Origin of the sequence: Tardiphaga sp., assembly GCF_028290785.1 — a bacterium.
In the GTDB taxonomy this organism is placed as follows: domain Bacteria; phylum Pseudomonadota; class Alphaproteobacteria; order Rhizobiales; family Xanthobacteraceae; genus Tardiphaga.
Window position 1 is genome coordinate 1 of record NZ_JAQGJD010000309.1, and the last position, 20,735, is coordinate 20,735.

22 protein-coding genes and 1 tRNA gene are annotated in these 20,735 nt (G+C 63.5%); 12 read left to right on the forward strand and 11 right to left on the reverse strand.

The window, feature by feature from the left end:
* Together JWR89_RS18865 and JWR89_RS18870 are read left to right on the forward strand one after the other, a co-directional pair.
* The coding region (locus JWR89_RS18865; RefSeq protein WP_299718936.1) for a GreA/GreB family elongation factor at positions 1-127 on the forward strand (127 nt) is incomplete at its 5' end.
* Positions 128-319: 192 nt separating this feature from the next.
* Positions 320-724 (forward strand): DoxX family protein, encoded by a 405-nt coding sequence (locus JWR89_RS18870; RefSeq protein WP_299718913.1) that lies wholly within the window; start codon positions 320-322, stop codon positions 722-724.
* Positions 725-909: 185 nt separating this feature from the next.
* On the opposite strand, the gene JWR89_RS18875 is transcribed toward JWR89_RS18870, so the two are convergent.
* The gene (locus JWR89_RS18875) at positions 910-1,389 is read right to left on the reverse strand and encodes an Lrp/AsnC family transcriptional regulator (protein WP_299718915.1); all 480 of its coding nucleotides are present in this window, start codon (positions 1,387-1,389) and stop codon (positions 910-912) included.
* 260 nt (positions 1,390-1,649) lie between these two features.
* Here JWR89_RS18875 and trxB point away from each other — a divergent pair, with 260 nt between their 5' ends.
* Complete coding sequence (trxB, locus tag JWR89_RS18880; RefSeq protein WP_299718917.1) at positions 1,650-2,615, forward strand: thioredoxin-disulfide reductase; 966 nt, start codon at positions 1,650-1,652, stop codon at positions 2,613-2,615.
* Between the two features lie 2 nt (positions 2,616-2,617).
* The gene (locus JWR89_RS18885; protein ID WP_299718919.1) at positions 2,618-3,541 is read left to right on the forward strand and encodes a LysR family transcriptional regulator; all 924 of its coding nucleotides are present in this window, start codon (positions 2,618-2,620) and stop codon (positions 3,539-3,541) included.
* Between the two features lie 306 nt (positions 3,542-3,847).
* Here the strand turns inward: JWR89_RS18885 and JWR89_RS18890 are convergent, their stop codons facing one another.
* From JWR89_RS18890 to cpdR, 6 genes are all read right to left on the reverse strand, one after another.
* A complete protein-coding gene (locus tag JWR89_RS18890; protein ID WP_299718920.1) occupies positions 3,848-5,323 on the reverse strand; it encodes an NCS1 family nucleobase:cation symporter-1 in 1,476 nt (491 codons plus the stop codon).
* 45 nt (positions 5,324-5,368) lie between these two features.
* A complete protein-coding gene (gene uraD / locus JWR89_RS18895; protein WP_299718921.1) occupies positions 5,369-5,872 on the reverse strand; it encodes a 2-oxo-4-hydroxy-4-carboxy-5-ureidoimidazoline decarboxylase in 504 nt (167 codons plus the stop codon).
* Between the two features lie 111 nt (positions 5,873-5,983).
* A complete protein-coding gene (gene uraH, locus JWR89_RS18900) occupies positions 5,984-6,382 on the reverse strand; it encodes a hydroxyisourate hydrolase (protein ID WP_299718937.1) in 399 nt (132 codons plus the stop codon).
* Between the two features lie 158 nt (positions 6,383-6,540).
* Positions 6,541-7,311, reverse strand: coding sequence for a gamma-glutamyl-gamma-aminobutyrate hydrolase family protein (locus JWR89_RS18905; protein ID WP_299718922.1), 771 nt, complete (start codon positions 7,309-7,311; stop codon positions 6,541-6,543).
* Between the two features lie 228 nt (positions 7,312-7,539).
* Positions 7,540-7,614: transfer RNA gene (locus JWR89_RS18910), tRNA-Val, on the reverse strand.
* Between the two features lie 105 nt (positions 7,615-7,719).
* Positions 7,720-8,079, reverse strand: coding sequence for a cell cycle two-component system response regulator CpdR (gene cpdR / locus JWR89_RS18915; protein WP_299718923.1), 360 nt, complete (start codon positions 8,077-8,079; stop codon positions 7,720-7,722).
* A gap of 291 nt (positions 8,080-8,370) precedes the next feature.
* Between cpdR and JWR89_RS18920 the strand changes: the two genes are divergently transcribed.
* The 5 genes from JWR89_RS18920 to JWR89_RS18940 all read left to right on the forward strand — a co-directional run bounded on the left by JWR89_RS18920 (position 8,371) and on the right by JWR89_RS18940 (position 12,317).
* Positions 8,371-9,258 carry an N-formylglutamate amidohydrolase gene (locus tag JWR89_RS18920; RefSeq protein WP_299718924.1) on the forward strand — a complete coding sequence of 296 codons (888 nt, stop codon included), beginning with the start codon at positions 8,371-8,373 and terminating at the stop codon, positions 9,256-9,258.
* Positions 9,259-9,486: 228 nt separating this feature from the next.
* Positions 9,487-9,651 (forward strand): Flp family type IVb pilin, encoded by a 165-nt coding sequence (locus JWR89_RS18925; RefSeq protein ID WP_299718925.1) that lies wholly within the window; start codon positions 9,487-9,489, stop codon positions 9,649-9,651.
* Between the two features lie 589 nt (positions 9,652-10,240).
* Complete coding sequence (hisN, locus tag JWR89_RS18930) at positions 10,241-11,020, forward strand: histidinol-phosphatase (RefSeq protein ID WP_299718926.1); 780 nt, start codon at positions 10,241-10,243, stop codon at positions 11,018-11,020.
* A 142-nt stretch (positions 11,021-11,162) separates the two neighbouring features.
* On the forward strand, positions 11,163-11,345 hold the full coding sequence (locus JWR89_RS18935) for a hypothetical protein (RefSeq protein ID WP_299718927.1): 183 nt from the start codon (positions 11,163-11,165) through the stop codon (positions 11,343-11,345).
* A 267-nt stretch (positions 11,346-11,612) separates the two neighbouring features.
* Complete coding sequence (locus JWR89_RS18940; protein ID WP_299718928.1) at positions 11,613-12,317, forward strand: Crp/Fnr family transcriptional regulator; 705 nt, start codon at positions 11,613-11,615, stop codon at positions 12,315-12,317.
* 18 nt (positions 12,318-12,335) lie between these two features.
* Here the strand turns inward: JWR89_RS18940 and JWR89_RS18945 are convergent, their stop codons facing one another.
* Positions 12,336-13,235, reverse strand: a complete 900-nt coding sequence (locus JWR89_RS18945) for a LysR substrate-binding domain-containing protein (protein WP_299718929.1) — start codon at positions 13,233-13,235, stop codon at positions 12,336-12,338.
* Between the two features lie 85 nt (positions 13,236-13,320).
* Here JWR89_RS18945 and JWR89_RS18950 point away from each other — a divergent pair, with 85 nt between their 5' ends.
* A complete protein-coding gene (locus tag JWR89_RS18950) occupies positions 13,321-14,073 on the forward strand; it encodes a sulfite exporter TauE/SafE family protein (RefSeq protein ID WP_299718930.1) in 753 nt (250 codons plus the stop codon).
* On the opposite strand, the gene JWR89_RS18955 is transcribed toward JWR89_RS18950, so the two are convergent.
* The gene (locus tag JWR89_RS18955; RefSeq protein ID WP_299718931.1) at positions 14,074-14,712 is read right to left on the reverse strand and encodes a LysE family translocator; all 639 of its coding nucleotides are present in this window, start codon (positions 14,710-14,712) and stop codon (positions 14,074-14,076) included.
* A gap of 138 nt (positions 14,713-14,850) precedes the next feature.
* On the reverse strand, positions 14,851-15,798 hold the full coding sequence (locus JWR89_RS18960) for an alpha/beta hydrolase (RefSeq protein WP_299718932.1): 948 nt from the start codon (positions 15,796-15,798) through the stop codon (positions 14,851-14,853).
* Between the two features lie 195 nt (positions 15,799-15,993).
* On the opposite strand from JWR89_RS18960, the gene JWR89_RS18965 reads away from it, so the two are divergent.
* Positions 15,994-16,476, forward strand: a complete 483-nt coding sequence (locus tag JWR89_RS18965) for an Hsp20 family protein (protein WP_299718933.1) — start codon at positions 15,994-15,996, stop codon at positions 16,474-16,476.
* 262 nt (positions 16,477-16,738) lie between these two features.
* On the opposite strand, the gene JWR89_RS18970 is transcribed toward JWR89_RS18965, so the two are convergent.
* Complete coding sequence (locus tag JWR89_RS18970) at positions 16,739-17,542, reverse strand: hypothetical protein (RefSeq protein WP_299718934.1); 804 nt, start codon at positions 17,540-17,542, stop codon at positions 16,739-16,741.
* Positions 17,543-18,075: 533 nt separating this feature from the next.
* Between JWR89_RS18970 and JWR89_RS18975 the strand changes: the two genes are divergently transcribed.
* Positions 18,076-20,735: glutamate synthase central domain-containing protein (locus tag JWR89_RS18975; protein WP_299718935.1), on the forward strand; the 2,660-nt coding region annotated here is incomplete at its 3' end.

Below are 20,735 nucleotides of genomic sequence, written 5' to 3' on the forward strand. Positions count from 1 at the left end.
GGGCCGTATCTCGATCACCTCGCCGATGGCCCGTGCGCTGATCGGCAAGGCCAAGGGCGCCACGGTCGAAGTCGTCGCCCCCGGCGGCGCCAAGGCGTACGAAATCACCAAGGTCGAGTGGCGCTGATACGGCGCGCGTCTCTGAATTAACAAGCCGCGCCCCGTGCGCGGCTTTTTGCTGGGCGATGGTACCGCCGATGTGCGACACGATCGAGTCTGGAATAATTCCGCAGATCACGTGTTTCTCACACGAGAGTGACCGCCATTTCGCACTGCAATAATGCTATGAGCGATACGTCATCACAGGGGGACTAATGACATGGACCAGACACTAGCCAAATTCCAGCCGACCGCACTCAGCCTGTTTCGCTTCATCACCGGCCTGCTGCTGCTGCAGTATGGCATCGCGAAAATCTTCAAATTTCCGGTACTGCCGTATTTCGCCAACATCCCGCCGCTGATTACTTTTGCCGGCGCCCTCGAACTCGTTGGCGGCGCGCTGCTGCTGCTCGGCCTGTTCACGCGCCCGGTGGCGTTCATCCTCGCGGGCGAAATGGCGTTCGCCTACTTCATGGGTCACATGTTCAAGGGTGCCGACCCGGTGTTCCTGCCGCTGCTGAACGGCGGCACCGCCGCCATCCTGTTCTGCTTCGCCTGTCTGTATCTGGCGACCTCTGGCGGTGGCCCGATCAGCCTCGACGCGATCCTGCGCAAAAAGAGCTGAGTTGCTTTCCCTCCCCCGCATCTTCGCGTGGGGAGGGTGGCGCGTTTGAGAGCGAAGCGAACAAACGTGACGGGTGGGGGCGTCCCATGCGCGATTGATCTTGGAGCATCACCCCCACCCGACCGCGCTTCGCGCGGCCACCCTCCCCACTGCGCAGCTTCGCTGCTTGGGGGAGGGAAACGAAGCTAGCCCGCGACCTTTAACTCCAGCGGCACGGCCGCCGCATACTTCGAATTATGCAGCACCAGCGAGGTGCGGACATTGCGCACATGCGGCGCGGCGGTGAGCTGGCTGACAAATTCCTGGAACGTGGCCATGTCCGGCGCCACGCATTTCAGAATGAAGTCGATCTCGCCCGACAGCATCCAGCATTCCCGCACCAGCGGCTCCTTGCGGACGAAATCCTCGAACGCCTTGAGATCCGCGTCGGCCTGGCTCGACAGGTGCACCGAGGCGAACACGGTGACGTCGAAGCCGAGCAGCCGCGGATCGAGCAGCCCGCGATAGCCCTGAATGTAGCCGGCCTCTTCCAGGGTGCGTACCCGGCGCAGGCACGGCGGCGGCGAGATTCCGACCCGCTTGGCCAGTTCGACATTGGTGATTCGGCCGTCGGCCTGGATCTCGGTGAGAATCTTGAGATCGATCTCGTCTAGGCTTTTCGGCACGCGCGGCGGATCCTGGTTCTAGAGCTTGAAGAGGTTCCGAATCTCTTACCGCAGGAATGCGGACTTGCGCAATTTTATTGCGCGTGCACTGCAGAAATTAAGCGCGATCTGGGGAAAAATTGCGGAGACGGATTGCAATTCTTGCATAGCTCCACAGATGTCCTAGACTTGCATTTGACACTTTCGACGCCGCTGCGACGCTTTCGCCGGCCGTTTTCGCCTCAGCACTGACCAATTTCCCTTCAGAAAGGGACTCGACCATGGCCGCCCCCATCCATGCCAAAGTTGTCATCATCGGTTCCGGCCCCGCCGGCTATACGGCGGCGATCTATGCCGCCCGCGCCATGCTGGAGCCCATCCTGATCCAGGGCATGCAGCCCGGCGGCCAGCTCACCATCACCACCGACGTGGAGAACTATCCCGGCTACGCCGACGTGATCCAGGGCCCGTGGCTGATGGAGCAGATGGAGAAGCAGGCGACCCACGTCGGCACCAAGATCGTCACCGATCTGGTTACCGAACTCGATCTCAAGCAGCGCCCGTTCCGGCTGGTCTGCGACAGCGGCGATATCTATCTCGCCGAAACCGTGATCCTCGCCACCGGCGCGCAGGCGCGCTGGCTCGGCATTCCCTCGGAAGAGAAATTTGCCGGCGGCGGCGTCTCGGCCTGCGCAACCTGCGACGGCTTCTTCTATCGCAACAAGGAAGTCATCGTGGTTGGCGGCGGCAACACCGCGGTCGAGGAAGCGCTGTTCCTGACCAATTTCGCCTCGACGGTAACGATCGTCCACCGCCGCGATCATTTCCGCGCCGAACGCATCCTGCAGGAACGGCTGTTCAAGCATCCCAAGATCAAGGTGGTTTGGGACTCCGCGCTCGACGAGATCTGCGGCACCGAGGGTCCCGCCAAGGTCACCCATGTGCGCTTGAAGAACGTCAAGACCGGCGCCACCACGGAGGTGCCCGCCGACGGCGTGTTCATCGCCATCGGCCACGCGCCCGCGACGGAGCTAGTCAAAGGCCAGATCAAGTTGCGCCCCTCGGGCTATGTCGAGGTGGCGCCGAATTCCACCGCGACCTCCGTGCCCGGCGTATTCGCCGCCGGCGACGTCGCCGACGAAACCTGGCGACAGGCGGTCACCGCCGCCGGTATGGGCTGCATGGCTGCCCTCGAAGCCGAACGCTATCTTGCGGCCCATGCTCACGACCGCGCAGCGGCGGAATAGACATGGGACGCTCTCGTGATGGATTTAACGATATGGACTGGGACAAGCTGAAGGTGTTTCACGCGGCGGCGGAGGCGGGAAGCTTCACGCATGCGGGCGAGCAACTGGGGCTTTCGCAGTCCGCCGTGTCGCGCCAGGTCAGCGCGCTGGAGCAGGAACTGTCGGTCTCGCTGTTTCACCGCCATGCGCGCGGCCTGATCCTCACCGAACAGGGCGATCTGCTGTTTCGCACCGCCCATGACGTGTTCATGCAGTTGCAGGCGGCGCGCGCCAAGCTCACTGACAGCCGCGAGCGGCCGAGCGGCGACCTCAAGGTCACCACCACCCCCGGCGTCGGCATCAACTGGCTGATTCCCCGGCTCGGCGAATTCACCGCACTGTATCCGGAAATCCGCATCTCGCTGATCGTCACCGACGAGGAGCTCGATCTGTCGATGCGCGAGGCCGATGTGGCGATCCGCACCCGCAAGCCGACCCAGCCCGACCTGATCCAGCGCAAGCTGTTCGCGATGGGCTTCCACGCCTATTGCGCGCCGGAATACGTCAAGCATTTCGGCACGCCGCGCACCCTCGACGAACTCGACGGCCACCGCATCATCACGCTGAGCGACGGCGGCGTCGCGCCGCATCTGCAGAACCGCAACTGGCTGGTCGAAGCCGGCCGCAACGGCTCCGGCTCGCGCGAGCCCTACTTCAAGGTCAACAACATTCTCGGATTGGTGCGCGCCTGCCAGCAGGGCCTCGGCATCGCGGCTTTGCCGGACTACCTGGTCGAGGAAAACAACCGGCTGGTGCAGTTGTTCGGCGAGTCCGACTCGATCCAGCTCGATACCTACTTTGTGTATCCCGAAGAATTGAAGTCGGTGGCCCGCGTCCAGGTGTTTCGCGATTTCATTGTCAGCAAGGCGCAGCGCTGGCCGGGCTGAATATTCCATGGGAACCCCCGCTGCCCGCATGTCTGACATGCCGAGCGAGCCGTTGCCGCATGGCGGAAACGGGGATCATATCTCAGGGAAGCTGAGACTTCGTACCGCACATTGTCCCCCTCCTCCAGCGGTGCGGAGCCTCAGTTATCCCTCTTGGAAGGTGATTGTGTCGGCCTCACGTGGCCAATACCTCAGCCGGGCTCTTTTGAGCCCGGCTATTTTTTTTGGGGGGCGGTTTGCTGTCTCCTGCCCCAGAGCCAGGACCGTCGCGGGCGCCGGAGTTTCTGGCGTACCGTCTCCATCAGCCTACGCTGCTCGCATGGTCACCGCCGACGCAGCGGCACGGCTGACCGCGACGTAGCACAGCGCCCCCGCCGCCGAGCCGATCAGCCAGCCCCAGTCGCCGACGTTGAACATCAGCCCGAACGCGCCGAGCAGCGACAGCCCGATCGACAGCGCGCCGGAGATCGCCAGCGCAAACAGCGCCTTCCGGTTCCAGCCGCCGTCGAAGTACAGCGAGCCGGTCGGCGACATCGTGTAGAGGTCCTCGAGCTTCACCACCTGCTTCTTCACCAGATAGTAGTCGGCCACCATGATGCCGAACATGGGGCCCAGCACCGCGCCGAAAATGCTGACGAACAGCGTGATGGCGTGCGGGCTGGAGACGAATAGCCACGGACACACCAGCACCGACAGGATCGAGGTGATCAACCCGCCGAGACGAAAGTTGATCTTGTCCGGCGCGAGATTCGCAATGTCATAGGCTGGCGACACGAAGTTGGCGACGATGTTGATGCCCATGGTGGCGACGATGAAGGTGATCGAGCCGACGATCGAGGCGATCGGGTTATTGATCTTCTCGACAATCAGCACGGGATCCATGATGGCTTCGCCGAACACCTTCATGGAGCCGCCGGTGACGATCACGGTGATGATGGCGAACAAGATGAAGTTGACCGGCAGGCCCCAGAAATTGCCCGCCTTCATCGCCTGCTCGCTCTTGGCGAAGCGCGCGAAGTCGCCGAAGTTCAGCAATAGCGCGGCGAAATAGGCCACGATCAGCATCGCGGCGTTGGCCTGCAGGCCGACCGATTCGAGCCCGGTGAACTTCTTGTCCGACAGTTGCATCGAAAAACTGTCCAGCCCGGTCTTGGAGATCATCCAGCCGGCAAGGATGAACATCACCAGATAGACCACCGGCCCGCAGAAATCGATGAACTTGCGGATCGTCTCCATGCCGGACAGGAATATCACCAGCTGGAAGAACCACATGAACAGGAAGCTGAACCAGCCCAGCGACGACAGCCCCATCAGGTCGTTATGGGTGTACGCCGCTGCCGACGGCCACAGCGCGATCACCAGCACCTGCACTGCTTTGGAGGCGAAATAGGTCTGCACGCCGTACCACACGATGCCGACGATGCCGCGCACCATCGCCGCGAGGTTGGCGCCCATCACCCCGAACGACATCCGCGCCACCACCGGAAACGGAATGCCGTATTTTTGCGAGGGCCGGCCGATCAGGTTCATCAGCACGTTGACGATGGCGATACCGACCACCATCGACAGCAGCACCTGCCAGCCGGCCAGGCCGAGAAAGAACAGGCTGGCGGCGAAAGTGTAGCCGCCGACCGAATGCACGTCCGACATCCACATCGCGAACAGGCTGAAGGTGCCCCAGGTGCGGCCCTCGGGCGCCGTGGGCGCGAGGTCGTGGTTGTACAGTTTGGGATGGGCACCAGTGATGACGAGTACCGGGACTTGTTTCGCATGACCGGACATCAGCTCTCTCCCCTTTTTACACTGCTATTTCACGATCGAGTTCTCTCAACTTGCCTCAAGCAGCTTGTTCAGCCGCAGCCGCGTAATAACGTAGACATTCTGCAGATCGTTCGCGAATTCGGTCTGGGTGTCGTTGTGCAAGCGGCGCCTGAACTCGAAGAAGATGCCTTCCTTGGTGTGCATGCGCACGGCGATGATGAAGGGAAAGCCGAACTTCTTCTTGTAGGCAGCGTTCAGCGCCGAGATGTCGGCCATCTCCTCGTTTGATAGCGCGCTGAGCCCGGCGCTGGCCTGCTCGGCGACCGACGATGCCGTCATGGCGCCTGCCTGGGCCTCCTTGCCGGCGAGATCGGGATGCGCCTGCAGCAACGCCAATTGCGTCGCCGCCGGCGCAGTCTTCGCCACGCCCACCATTGCGGCGTGCATGGCGTCGAGGGAGGCAAACGGCCTGCTCTCCCAGGCCTGCTCGGCGACCCAGGGCGAGTTTTCGAAGATGCCGCCGAATTTCTGCACGAAGGCTGCGCGGTCCATCGCGTTGATCGGCGCCATGTCCGGCTCACCTGCCTGTGCGGAGGAGGCCGCAAACGCGCCCAGCATCAAAGCGCAGATCAAGCACCGCAGCGATCTTCGAACGAACATCGCACCACTCCCATTGATGTGTCAGCTGCCGCGATAGGTCGTGTAGCTCCAGGGTGAGGCCAGCAGCGGCACATGATAGTGCGACGTGGCATCGGCCATGCCAAACTGGATCACCGCCTTGTCGAGGAACGGCGGATCGGGCAGCACGGTGCCGAGCTTGCTGAAATACTGGCCGATATAGAAGACCAGTTCATACTGGCCGACCTTCATGGTTTCCGGCGTCAGCAGCGGCTCGGCATTGCGGCCGTCAGCGTTGGTATAAACCGTCTTGAGCAGCCGATACGCGCCGCCTTCCAGCACGCTGAAGTCGATCTTGACGCCTTCGGCCGGCTTGCCGCTGGCCGTATCGAGCATATGGGTGGTCAACCCTGGCGAACCGGCTGCTCGGACGGCTCTAACGCCGAGCGCTGCGAGAGCCAGCGCGGTCGATCCCGCGCCAAGTAGCATCCGCCTATTGATCTGCGACATCAATTGCTCCTCCGGCTGGGCCCGCTTGCGCCGTACTGGGCCGCGGGCGATCGGAAGTATCGATGCAAAAGTTGCGCCATGCCTGGCGCCCAACCTGATCGGGCGCGAAGTTAACGGCCCTGCTTGTGCGTCAGCACCGCTTCGCCAAAGGCCTGGAACAGCGCGCGGTTGATTGGATTCAGCTGCGGATCGTGTTCGGCGTGCCACTGAACGCCGAGCGCAAAGCCGGCGGCGTCCTTGATGCGGATCGCCTCGATGGTGCCGTCTTCGGCGACGCCCTCAATCACCACCCGCGCGCCGGGGGTATCGATGCCCTGGCCGTGCAGCGAGTTCACCGCGATGGTTTTGCGGCCCAGCAGGGTCGCGAAGGCGCCGTTGGGCGTCAGATGAACCTCATGGCGGTCGGCGAACACCACCGCCGGATCCGGATGGATCTCTCCGCTATCGAGCCGCGGCATGCGGTGGTTGATGCGGCCGGGTATCTCGCGGATTTCGGGGTGCAGCGAGCCACCGAACGCGACGTTCATTTCTTGCAGCCCGCGACAGATGCCGAAGATCGGCACGGCGCGGGCGACGCAGGCCTCGCAAAGCGCCAGCGCCACCGCATCGCGCGCATTGTCATAGGGCTCGTGGCGGACATCTGGCTCGAGCCCGAATCGTGCGGGATGGACGTTGGCGCGGGCGCCGGTCAGCACGATTCCATCGACCACATTCAGCAAGGCATCGATGTCCGTGATATCAGGCACGCCGGCGAACATCAGCGGCAGCGCGTTGGCGACCTCGGCGATGGCACGGAGGTTAGCTTCGCCGACCATTTGCACGGCAAAGCGGTTCTCGACGCGATACGCGTTGCCGATCACGCCGATTATCGGCCGGGTCATTCAGAATCGCTTTCAGGTAAAATATTCCACGCCTGGGCATGACAATAGGGCGGGCGCGCCGTCATGGCGAGTACGGCGATGCAATCCTGCTGTTGTGCACAGCAGATCTGGATTGCGTCGTCGCAACGAGGCGACGGCAATGAACCGAAGGCTTGGATTGGATACCGACCAGCCGGCCAAACTACAGGCCTGTCGGCGGTTTGGCGGTATGTGCGGAGGGACATTAAATGGTGGGCGCGACAGGGATCGAACCTGTGACCCCCTCGATGTCAACGAGGTGCTCTCCCGCTGAGCTACGCGCCCTTAGTCCAGTCTTGACGGGTGCGGACCGTATAACTGCTCAAGTTGAGACAGGCAAGGCGGGCGGAGGGCCAAACCTTGCCTCTTTTCATAAAACGTAGAAAGTTCTCAGGCGGCCAGCATCTTGTTCACTTCGCTGACCAATTCCCGCAGGTGAACGGGCTTGGCCAGCACCTTGGCGTTTTTCGGCGCTTCCGAATCGGAATTCAATGCCACCGCGGCGAAGCCGGTGATGAACATGATCTTGATATCGGGGTCGAGTTCGCTGGCGCGGCGCGCCAGTTCGATCCCGTCCATCTCCGGCATCACGATGTCCGTCAGAAGCATTTCGAACGGCTCTTCGCGCAATCGCTGATACGCGGAAAGCCCGTTATCGTGGGATGACACTGAGAAACCGGCATTTTCCAAGGCCTTGACCAGGAAGCGGCGCATGTCGTTGTCGTCTTCGGCAAGGAGAATCTTGTGCATGACTGTTGGACGTCGAACCCGAATGAGAGGACCAGTTCGCCCACTAGACCCCGGTCTGGTAAATTTCGGGTGAAGGTGGACCGCGCGTGAGACTCGAAAGCGTCCCAGGATGGTGCGCCGGAACGTCATGGGACGCAACAAAGCCGGGTGTTTCAACCGACCACGGACACCTCGAAAAGTTTTTTACTTGGCAGATCGGCTGTCGTTGCCGACAATGAGTTCTTACACTGCTTCGGTTTTCTGCCAGACTGGGCCATCAGAACAACCGTGCTGCAGGGACGGCGCCCGACGATGACCCCATTTGACGGTGAGACGTCGCCTCCATTCGACATCGTGGAGCCCGCGACCTGGCGCGCCCCGATCATTTTCAATTCGCCGCATTCAGGCTCGGTCTATCCGGCGGAATTCCTCGAAGCATCGCGAATCGACGTGGTGGCGCTGCGCCGCTCCGAAGATTCTTTCATGGACGAGTTGATCGCGGGCCTCAGCGACCGCGGCTTTCCGGTGGCGCGCGTGCACTTCCCGCGCTCCTATGTGGACGTCAACCGCGAGCCCTATGAGCTCGATCCGCGGATGTTCACCGGACGGCTGCCGAGCTTCGCCAATACCCGCTCTATGCGCGTCGCCGGCGGGCTGGGGACGATTCCCCGCGTGGTTGGCGATGGCCAGGAGATCTACCGCGAGCGGCTCGACGTCGATGATGCCCTCGGCCGCATCGAGACGCTGTACAAGCCCTATCACCGCGCGCTGCGCCGCCTGATCAACAAGGCGCACCAGAACTTCGGCACCGTGATCCTGGTAGATTGCCATTCGATGCCCTCGATCGGGATTTCGCGCGAGGAGCCGCGCCGTCCCGACATCGTGGTGGGCGACCGCTACGGCACCAGTTGCGCCGGGGTTCTTGCGGATGTGGTCGAAACCACCTTCAGCAGCCTCGGCTACTCGCTCGGCCGCAACAAGCCGTATGCCGGCGGCTTCATCACAGAGCACTACGGCAATCCTGCGAGCGGGCTTCACGCCATCCAGATCGAGCTGAACCGCGCCATCTACATGGACGAGCGGCGGCGCGAACGCACCGCGCGCTTTGCCCAGATCGCCGCAGACTTTGCGGTGTTGGCCGACGCCATTGCGGAAATTCCGCTCAGCGCGCTCGGCCCATTCCAGGCCGCGGCCGAATAGGCACGCCGCCGCCCCGATCGTCTGCACGGCGCAGACCGCGACCCACCTCAACTCAACCCCTTGGGGCATTTTTCCAAGAGAGAATATCAATAAATATCCATTGGAAACAACTAGATGTCTCTAGATGAGCCATGCGGCACATTTTACCACCAGGATTCATGCAACCTTAGATATTACAGTGCAAGGTTCGCAAGCGGGCACTCATCCGCCCACCTGGCAGGAGGACAAATGAAACGCATATGCGAGAATTTCTGGTCGGATCAGTCCGGCGCCACTGCGATCGAATACGGCCTGATCGCCGCCGGCATCGCGCTGGTGATCATCGCCGCCGTGAATGGCATCGGCTCAACGCTCAGCACCAGGTTCGGTGACCTGAGTTCCTCGTTGAAATAATCGGAGCGTCACGGCGATATGCGAAAGGCGTTCTCACCCCTGAACGGCTGGCTTCGCAATGGCCTGCGACCGCAACCGATGGCCGTCCGGATGCTGAGGCAGCATTCGCGCTTCGCGCCGATGACAGTCGCCGCCAGCTCTCCCTAAAAGAAAAAAGGGCCGCTTGCGTTGGCAAGCGGCCCAAGTCTAGGGAGGAAACGCCCAAGGAGGGCAGCGATAGCGCAAGCGCTACCGCACCGCAACAATATGCGGCTGCGACGCACAAAGCGCAAGAGTTTTCCGGGCGATTAGCATGCAAATTTTGCATGGACTTCCCCTAAAAAAGGCATGGTATTCATATTTTTATCGTTAAATTTCAATGGTTTGAAGAAATGACAGCGCGTTTGGCATATTGTATTTATGAATCTTTATTCACTTAAATGACCGATTCCAATGCTTGGAATTGGGTAGCCGGTCGAAACCGTAATCCGATTCAGCGCCGTCCGTGGCCCGGAATTATCTGAAGATCGACCGATCCGCAGATGCGGCCAACGATTCCGCGCTGTATAGGAAGCGGCAAGCCCGCAACGGGCACGCACAAGGATTCGCCGTGACGGTCATCGATTTCACAGCCTTCATCGGCCGTCTCGCCACCGCCTCCGGCGAAACCATCCTGCCATTCTTCCGCACGTCGCTCAGCATCGACAACAAGAGCAGCGACGATTTCGATCCAGTCACTGAAGCCGACCGCGCCGCCGAGGCGGTGATGCGCCGGCTGATCAAGTCGAACTTTCCGCAGCACGGCATCGTCGGAGAGGAATTCGGCAGCGAGCGCGAGGACGCCGAATACGTCTGGGTGCTGGATCCGATCGACGGCACCAAGTCCTTCATCTCCGGCTTCCCGATCTGGGGCACGCTGATCGCCCTGCTGCATCGGGGCACCCCGGTCTATGGCATGATGCACCAGCCCTATATCGGCGAACGCTTCAGCGGCGACAGCGGTTCGGCGCGCTACCAGGGCGCGGCCGGCGAGCGCAAGCTCGCGACGCGGCGCTGCGCCTCGCTGCAGGAAGCGGTGATGTTCACCACGAGCCCGCGGCTGATGAACGATATCGATCGCGGCGCCTTCCACCGCGTCGAGAAGGATGTGCGGCTGTCGCGCTACGGCGGCGATTGCTATTCCTACTGCATGCTGGCCGCCGGCCATCTCGATCTCGTCATCGAGACCGAGCTGAAGCCCTACGACATCGCCGCGCTGATCCCGATCATCGCCGGGGCCGGCGGCGTCGTCACCACCTGGGAAGGCAAGCCAGCGCAGAACGGCGGCCGCATCGTCGCCGCCGGCGATCCGCGCGTTCACGAGGCGGCGCTCAAGCTGCTGAACGGCTGATTGTCGTTTACCGGCACTCTTCGCGCACAATAGAGTCGTCTACCTAACATAACCGGTCTATGATCGCGGCATTGCGGTTGTGACCTTTAGTCGCCGGTGACTGAGCCCGTTTGGACTCCCGCCCCAAGCGCGAGCGATCCCCATGGTGCCGACTTCGTATCTTCGTGAGCAAGCCGAGAAGTGTCGCCGTCTCGCCCGCGACGTCAGCGACGCCACCACGCGCGCCCGACTCGAAATGCTCGCGTCGGAGTATCAAGCCCAGGCGGACTTTCAGGATTCGCACGCTCCCGGCGAGCTGCGCCGCACCGCAAGTTCAGTCGATTGATCCAGACTTCCTCCGCAAAAACTGTCCGTTAGTACGCTGCCGTACAAAATAAACTTTTTGGAGTTCTTGGCACGCACGCGCCAAGCATTGCAGCCCAGCCGGCAACGATCGAGCTCTCGTAGTCAGGTAAATCGCCCGTAAGACGGGTACCGTACCGACAAAGCGCCCTTTTGGTACGTATATCATGGGCTCCTGCAGAACGCCCTCTCGGAGCGCCGTTCCCACCCCCTGCGGACACATGGCCCGACCGATCGGGCGGGTAACGCATTGAATTTCTCGCATCTCGATCCCATGGCCAATAAATTACTTGCTGCATTGCCCCGTGAGCATTTTGCCCTGCTGGCGCCGCATCTGACGACGGCGACCTTTCCGCAGAACCTGGTGCTGCTGGAAACCGGCGACGAGGTCGATCAGATTTACTTCCCGCACAACGGCATGCTGTCGCTGCTGGCGGTGATGCGGGATGGCAAGGCGATCGAGACCGCGACCGTGGGCCGCGAAGGCGTCGTCGGCGCCATGGCCGGGCTTGGCCTCTACAAATCCATGGTCCGCGTCGTCGTCCAACTGCCGACAACGGTGACCAAAATCTCATCGACCCATTTTCGCAAGGTCGTGGCCGGCAGCGAGCCGCTGCGCAACATGTGCATCCACTACAACGAGGTGCTGCTGACCCAGGCGCGCATCACCGCCGCCTGCAACGCCCTGCATCCGGTGGAAGCCCGCTTCGCCCGCTGGCTGCTGCAGTCCGCGGACCGCGCCGGCAATGATGTGGTCGGCCTGACCCAGGAACTGCTGGCCGAGATGCTCGGCGTGCGCCGCACCTCGGTGACCGAGGTCGCCGGCAAGCTGCAGGCCGAAGGCGTGATTTCCTATTCGCGCGGCATCATCAAGATCGTCGATCGCCCGGCCCTGGAGCGGGTATCCTGCGAATGCTACCAGACCCTGATCGACCATTCGGCGACACTCACCTGATCCGTCGGCGGCGCTCTCTCACTTGAGCGGCTCGGCTTCTTTTCGCAGATGCTCGAACAGTTGCTGCGCGGGCCGCGACAGCGTCTCGAAACTGCGGACGCAGATCGCCAGCCGCCGGCTCGCCCAGGGATCACGGATCCGGACCAGCTTGATAGCCATCGTCCGGGCGCAGCGCCGCGCGGCGATCTCGGGCACGATCGCCACGCCGACGCCCGCCGCCACCATCTGACACATCGCATCGAAGTCCCGCAGTTGCGCCCGGAACCGCAACCGCGCGCCGAACCGCGCGGCATACTTGCCGATATGGCTCTGCAGCGCCGTCGAATTGGTCAGTCCGACAAAGTCTTCGTTGACCACCTCCTGAAAATCGATCTGGCGGCGGTTGGCGAAGGCGCTGCGCGGCGAGGTCACCAGCATGAAGCGGTCCTCGCGAAACGAGAACCGTTCGAGGTGATCCGGCAAGGTGTGGTCCGCGGCAAAGCCGATGTCGGCCACGCCGCTGGCGATGGCCTGCGCGATATCGGCGCTTTCGCGTTCCTCCACGGCGAGGCTGATATTGGGATGCTCGCGCAGGAACGACGCCAGCGCCTTCGGCAAGTGTTCAGACAGCCCGACCGTATTGGCGAGCATGAAGACGCTGGCTTTCAAGCCGCGCGCATAGGTTCCGAGATCGCCGCGTAGGGTCTCGACATCATGCAGCACCACCCGCGCGTGACCGAGCAGCGCCTCGCCGGCCGGGGTCAGCACCACGCCGCGGCGGCCGCGGGTGAGCAGCGCCACCCCCAGCGCAGCCTCGAGTCCCTTGATGCGCGCGCTGGCGGAGGCCAGCGCCAGATTGGCCCGGGTCGCGCCCTGGGTGATGCTGCGCGCTTCGGCGATGGCGACGAACAGGTGAAGATCGACCAGATCGAACCGCATACGCGCCCCCTGCCTTCGCCAACGCCGAAGGCTTGCTCAAGAACCTCCAGATTGTGCCCGCGGTATGGATCGGTCAATGTGCCGCATGCCCGATTCCATCATCATCCTGATCGCCGCGGTGTTCGCGCTGGCCGGCTTCGTCAAGGGCGTCATCGGCCTCGGCCTGCCCACCGTCTCAATAGGGCTGCTCGCCGTCGCCATGACGCCGGTGCAGGCGCTGACCATCGTCATCGCGCCGGCCATCGTCACCAACATCTGGCAGACCTTCGTTGGACCCTATCTGCGCGACATCATCCGGCGGCTGTGGCCGCTGATGCTGGGCACCGCGGTGGCGATCTGGGCCTGCGGCGGGCTGCTGACCGGCCCCTATGCGCGCTACGGCCCGATCGTGCTCGGCATCCTGCTGGTCGTCTATGCGGTGATCAGCCTGGTCAAATTCCAATTCGACGTGGCCCCCGCCCATGAAAAATGGGTGGGAGGCATTGTCGGCGTGGTGACCGGCGCCATCGCCGCGGCCACCGGCATCCAGGTGATCCCCTCAATGCCCTTCATGCAGTCGATCGGCATGGAGAAGGACGAGCTGGTGCAGGCGCTCGGCGTGTTCTTCACCGTCGCGACGCTGGCGCAGGCCTTCAACCTGACCAGCGCCGGCCTGCTCACCGCTTCCACTGCATTGCCCGGCCTGGTCGGCATGGCGTCGGCCTTCGCCGGCATGTTTCTAGGACAGGCGGTGCGCACGCGCATGCAGCCCGAAGCGTTCCGCCGCTGGTTCCTGATCGCGATGCTGCTGCTCGGCCTGTATCTGGTCGGCAACTCGACCTATGCGGTGCTGAAGTAGCTACCTCGCCTGCAGCATCGCCATGCGGACGCCGAGCGTGACGAACATGGCGCCGAGCGCGCGGTTGAGCCACACCAACGCGCGCCCGGATTTCCGGAGGCGGCCGGCGGCCTTCGCCGCGAACGCCGCCATGCCCAGATTCCACACGGTGCCGGTGCCGATGAAGATCAGTCCGAGCACGATGAAAGCGAGCGCCTTGCCGGGCGCCTCGGCGTCCACGAATTGCGGCAGGAACGCCAGGAAGAACAGCGCCACTTTCGGATTCAGCGCATTGGTCAGCACGCCCTGCCAGAACACCTGCCGCAGCGACAGCGCGGGCGGCGCACCGGCGGCGTCCGGCGCCGGTGAAGGCGAGTTCGCGAGCAGCATGCGGATGCCCGCATAGATCAGATAGGCCGCGCCGATCCACTTCACGACCGTGAAGGCGAAAGACGACGCCGCCAGCAGCGCCGACAATCCGATCGCCGCGGCGAACACGTGCACCAGACAGCCCGCGCTGATGCCCAGCGCCGCCGCTACGCCGCCGCGCCAGCCGATCTGCACGCTGCGCCCGACGATGTAGGCGGTGTCCGGCCCCGGCGTGACGTTGAGCAGCACGCCGGACAACACGAACAGCCAGAGCGAGTGGATGCCAAGCATGGGGTTTCCTCAGACGTTTGAGCTCAAACAAAAGCACCGAAGTTTGAAGCCGTCATTGCGAGGAGCCCTTGCGACGAAGCAATCCAGACTTCGCTTGTGGCGCTGGATTGCTTCGCTGCGCTCGCAATGACGGAGTTCCTACTTGAATAGCGGCGTGCCTGGCACGAACGCATCGAACGCCGCCCAGAACTGGCCGCGGTAGCGGTCCTGCTCCTGCAGGATCTCGTGGCGCGCGCCGGCGATCACCAGATGCGATCCGCCGCGCAGGTGATAGGCGAATTCCTCGATCGCCGGGGTCGATACCACCTGGTCCTGGCTCGCCGCCATCATCAGGATCGGCTGCCGGATCTTGACCGGGTAGCTGGCCTCGCGAAAGCCGATCATCGCCTTGAACGCGGCGTCGGCCCAGGCCACGGTCGGCGAGCCGATGCCGAGCGTCGGGTCTTCCTCGTAGATCGCGGCGTTGCGCGCGTAGCGCACGGGATCGCTGGTCAGCCGGTTGCCGACGAAGGCCGTAGTGCCGGTCAGCGCGCCGTTGCCGCCCGGCACGTAGTTGCCGCCCTGCCCGGTCAGCCGCATCACCCGGACCAGAGCGCGCGCCGGAAACGACATCGCGCGGCCCGGCAGGTCGATCATCGGCGCCGACAGCACTATGCGGTCGAACCAGCGCTTGCCGGCGTGCGCGACGCGCAGCATCACCGCGCCGCCCATGGAGTGCGCCAGCGCGAAATAGGGCGGCGAGCAGTCCGGCAGCACGATCTGCTGCACGAAGGCCTCCACATCGATCTCAAAATCGGCGAAGTCGCGCACATAGCCCTTGCGCGGATCGCGCAGCCGCCGCGACGAATGGCCCTGGCCGCGCCAGTCGATCATCGCTACCGCGAAGCCGCGGTCGCGCAGGTCGCGCACCGTCTCGAAATATTTCTCGATCGACTCGCCGCGGCCGCTGAACACGCAGACCGTGCCCTTGCGGCCGGCCGGCGGCGCCCATCGCGCGAACCGCAGCTCGGCGCCGTCAGGGGTCTTGATGGTGCCGGATACGACGCCGTCGGGAACCGGATTGGCAGGAATCGAGACGAGCGTCATGGCGGGGGACCGGTGCAAAATCAGCGAAATTTCAAGGGGATGGAAGAAAGAAAAAATTTTTAGGGGCGCTCTTGAAGACAGTCTTACCCCTTCCATATCACCTCTGTGCAGGCCTGATCTAGGCTGCACGAAGACGAAAGCCCGGCCCGATGGCGGGCGGGTTCATTCAACAGTCGCTCACTGGAGGACTATCCCATGCGTACCTACGATCTCACCCCGTTTTATCGCTCCACCGTTGGCTTCGACCGCTTCTTCTCGCTGCTCGACCAGGCGAATGCCGATGGGGCGCCGGGCTATCCGCCCTACAACATCGAGCGCACCGGCGAGAACGACTATCGCATCAGCGTCGCGGTCTCCGGCTTTGCCGCCAATGAACTCTCCATTGTCGCCAAGGAAAACACCCTGACGATCAAGGGCGAGAAGGCCGCCAACGAGAACGCCCCCGCCAAGGCCGAAGTGCTCTACCGCGGCATCGCCGCCCGCGCCTTCGAGCGCGCCTTCCAGCTCGCCGACTTCGTCCAGGTGAAGAACGCCTCGCTCGAGAACGGCCTGCTCCATGTCGATCTCGTTCGCGAGATCCCCGAAGCCAAGAAGCCGCGCAGCATTCCGATCAGCACGACCAGTGCGGTATCCGCACCGCAGGTGATCGAAGGCCAGAGCGAGAAAGTCGCCGCGTAAGCGCGACATCGTTGGACTTAGTTGCGTCCGCATATCGAGCGCCCCGGGAAACCGGGGCGCTTTTTTGTTTAAGCATTTATTTCGGATGCACGGCGGCCGCTTCAAACTCTGTGTCGTCCCCGCGAAAGCGGGGACCCATACACGCTATCGACTTTATTTAAGGCTGCGAAGGCAGTCCTGGGCATCTACTGAGTTCAGCCACAAACCCGGAGGTTATGGGTCCCCGCTTTCGCGGGGACGACTCGTGGTAGGCCTTCTCGAACTACTCGACGCCCTGCACTGGCGGCGCGGCCGGGGTTGCTTCGGCGGCAGGTGCGGCGGGTTTCGCTTCCACCGGCGGCGGGGCGACAGTCGGAGTGGCGGGCGCCGGAACGACAGCAGCGACCGGTGCCGGCGTCATCGGAATCACGCGCGCCTCGTCCGGCTTCGGCTGCACGACGGCCTGCTGCTCGACGGGGGCGGCCGGAGTGGTGGCTGCGGGCGCGGCCGGCGGAACGGCTACCGCGACCGGCGCGGCGGCTACCGGCTTCGCCGGGGTCGCGACAGCCCGCGCGGGCGGCGCCTTGGGCAGCGGCACGCTCGGGGTTCGGCTGGCGACCTTCGGCAGCGCGGCGCGGGGTTGCGGCGCGCGGCGGTATTGCGGGAGTTCCGGGACCGGACCCGCCGGACCGTAGGTGGTGACGACTTCCTCGCCCATCCGGTCGCCCATGCGATAGGCCGGCATGAAGCGAAGAATGCGACCGCTGCGGGCGTCGATCACCAGCCGGCCATCCTCGCCGTCGATGTTGATCGCCGACAGGGTGTAGACGACGCCGCGCTGCTGCGGCGCGCCGAGCGGCTGGAAGCCCATCTGGCGGGCCATGGCGTCGATCGCGCGCGGCGGCAGCACGGCCGGCGCATAACGCGGACCAAAATCATCCGGCGGCAATGCCGCATAGGGCCCGCCGACATCGGACACGACCGTCGGCGCAGCACCGACCCGGTACGGCACCAGCACCTGGGCATCGGCGGCGGCTGCCGTCAGCAACACGCCGCTCGTCGCAACCCAACCAATAAACAACTTCATCGCATGCTCCTTTGCGCCCCCGCGCCCGGAGCGTGGTCAGTCCCTGACCCCGACGCTCGCCGATTTTGTTCGCGCCGCTCCGTACTGGCTGGAGGCGTCAACGAACGAGACGCAACCTCATGGGTAATTCCGGCAGCCCTTGGGCCGTGCTTGGGCCGGAACGCGGCACCGTCCGCCGCAATGCCGCGGCGTGGCGTCGCATTTTGCGTCCGCATTGTTGCAATGCGGCGGGGACTCGCGCGCGCTTGTATGATAGAAAAAAATTTGCCAAAGTCGGGTGTTAGGACAGCATCACTGTCGCAATTTGTGGTGGCAAACCCGGCACAGGGCTTGCAACATATACGGGCGCCAAGACAAAGCGACGCCTGAGGACGACAAGGCTAGGGGTGGCCGCCGGGGACGATGGGCACCACAGCCTGAATTCTGAAAATGAGGCTCGCGGCGTGCGAGCGGTGGCCCAACAGAGGGTTCCGCGACCGCCCAAGGTGCGCCGACGAGGATGGCAGAACCCTGTTGGGTTTGAGAGGACGAACATGAGCGGGTCAGAGTACGAGCGCCACTTGGTCGAAACCGATATGCTGTCGGCGGATCCCGCGTCCAAACCCGCAGAATTCGCCCGCGAACTGCACACCTGGCGTCCGCCCGCTTTGGGTCTGTACGATCCGTCGCAGGAGAAAGATGCCTGCGGCGTCGGCTTCATCGCCAACATCAAGGGCAAGAAGTCCCACCAGATCGTGGCCGACGCGATCAACATCCTGTGCAACCTGGAACACCGCGGCGCCACCGGCGCAGATCCGCGCTTCGGCGACGGCGCCGGTATCCTGGTGCAGATTCCGCACGCCTTCTTTGCTCGCAAGACCGCCGAGCTTGGCTTCACGCTGCCGGCGCCCGGCGAATATGCCGTGGGCGCCCTGTTCATGCCGCGCGACACCGCGTGGCGCCAGGTCATCAAGGGCATCATCGCCGACCAGATCAAGGAAGAAGGCCTCACCCTGCTCGGCTGGCGCGTGGTGCCGACCGACAATTCGTCGCTCGGCGAAACCGTGAAGCCGACCGAGCCCGCCAACATGCAGGTGTTCATCGGCCGCGGCACCGCGTCGATCGCCGACGAGGATGAGTTCGAGCGCCGGCTGTACATTCTGCGCAAGTCGATTTCGCAGGCGATCTACCAGCGCCGCGACCGCGGCCTCGCGGGCTACTACCCGTGCTCGATGTCGTGCCGCACGGTGATCTACAAGGGCATGTTCCTCGCCGACCAGCTCGGCAGCTACTATGCCGACCTGCACGAAGCGGATTTCGAGAGCGCGCTGGCACTGGTGCATCAACGCTTCTCCACCAACACCTTCCCGACCTGGTCGCTGGCGCATCCCTATCGCATGGTCGCGCACAACGGCGAGATCAACACGCTGCGCGGCAACACCAACTGGATGGCGGCGCGACAGGCCTCGATTCACTCCAAGCTGTACGGCAAGGACATCAGCCGTCTGTGGCCGATCTCCTATGAGGGCCAGTCCGACACTGCCTGCTTCGACAACGGTCTCGAATTCCTGGTGCAAGGCGGCTACTCGCTGCCGCACGCCGTGATGATGATGATTCCGGAAGCCTGGGCCGGCAATCCCTTGATGGATGAGCAGCGCCGCGCGTTCTACGAATATCACGCCGCGATCATGGAGCCGTGGGACGGCCCGGCGGCGCTGGCCTTCACCGACGGCCGCCAGATCGGCGCTACGCTGGACCGCAACGGCCTGCGCCCGGCGCGCTATCTCGTCACCAAGGATGACCGCATCGTGATGGCGTCCGAGATGGGCGTGCTGAAGATTCCCGAAGAAGACATCATCACCAAGTGGCGGCTGCAGCCCGGCAAGATGCTGCTGGTCGACCTCGAACAGGGCCGGTTGATTCCCGACGACGAGATCAAGGCGTCGCTGGCGTCCTGCCATCCGTACCGCGAGTGGCTGAACAAGACCCAGATCATGCTGGAAGGACTGCCCGACGCGCCGGCCAAGGGACTGCGTTCGAACCTGCCGCTGCTCGATCGGCAGCAGGCGTTCGGCTACACCCAGGAAGACGTCTCGATCCTGATGACGCCGATGGCGTCGATGGGCGAGGAAGCCTCGGGTTCGATGGGCACCGACACGCCGATCTCGGCTTTGTCCGACAAGCCGAAGCCGCTATTCACCTATTTCAAGCAGAATTTTGCGCAGGTCACCAACCCGCCGATCGATCCGATCCGCGAAGAGCTGGTGATGAGCCTGGTCTCGATCATCGGCCCGCGCCCCAACCTGTTCGATCTCAAGGGTGGCACCGCCTCGACCAAGCGGCTCGAAGTAAAGCAGCCAATCCTCACCGACGGCGACCTGGAAAAGATCCGCTCGATCACCGATGTGGCGGAGTCGCACTTCGTCTCGCGCACGCTCGACACCACCTTCCACGCCGGCTTCGGCGCGTCGGGCCTGGAGCAGGTGCTCGATGAATTATGCGCGCGCGCCGAAGGCGCGGTGCGCGAAGGCGTCAACATCATCATCCTGTCCGACCGCATGGCCGGCTCGGACCGGATTCCGATCCCGTCGCTGCTGGCCTGCGCCGCCGTGCATCATCACCTGATCCGCACCGGCCTGCGCACCTCGGTCGGCCTCGTGGTCGAATCCGGCGAGCCGCGCGAAGTGCACCACTTCGCCTGCCTGGCCGGCTACGGCGCGGAAGCGATCAACCCCTACCTCGCTTTCGAATCCATCATCGCGATGAAGGACAAGCTGCCGACCCAGCTCGACGACTACGAAATCGTCAAGCGCTACATCAAGTCGATCGGCAAGGGCCTGCTCAAGGTGATGTCGAAGATGGGCATCTCGACCTATCAGTCCTATTGCGGCGCGCAGATCTTCGACGCGGTCGGGCTGAAGGCTGATTTCGTCTCGAAATATTTCGCCGGCACCCACACCCGCATCGAAGGCGTCGGCCTGACCGAGATCGCCGAGGAAACCGCCCGCCGCCATGCCGACGCGTTCGGCGACGCGCAGGTCTACAAGACCGCGCTCGACGTCGGCGGCGAATACGCCTACCGCTCCCGCGGCGAAGACCACGCATGGACCGCCGAATCGGTCTCGACGCTGCAGCATGCCGTGCGCGGCAATTCGCTGGAGCGCTACCAGGCGTTCGCCAAAATCCTCAACGAGCAGTCAGAGCGGCTGTTGAC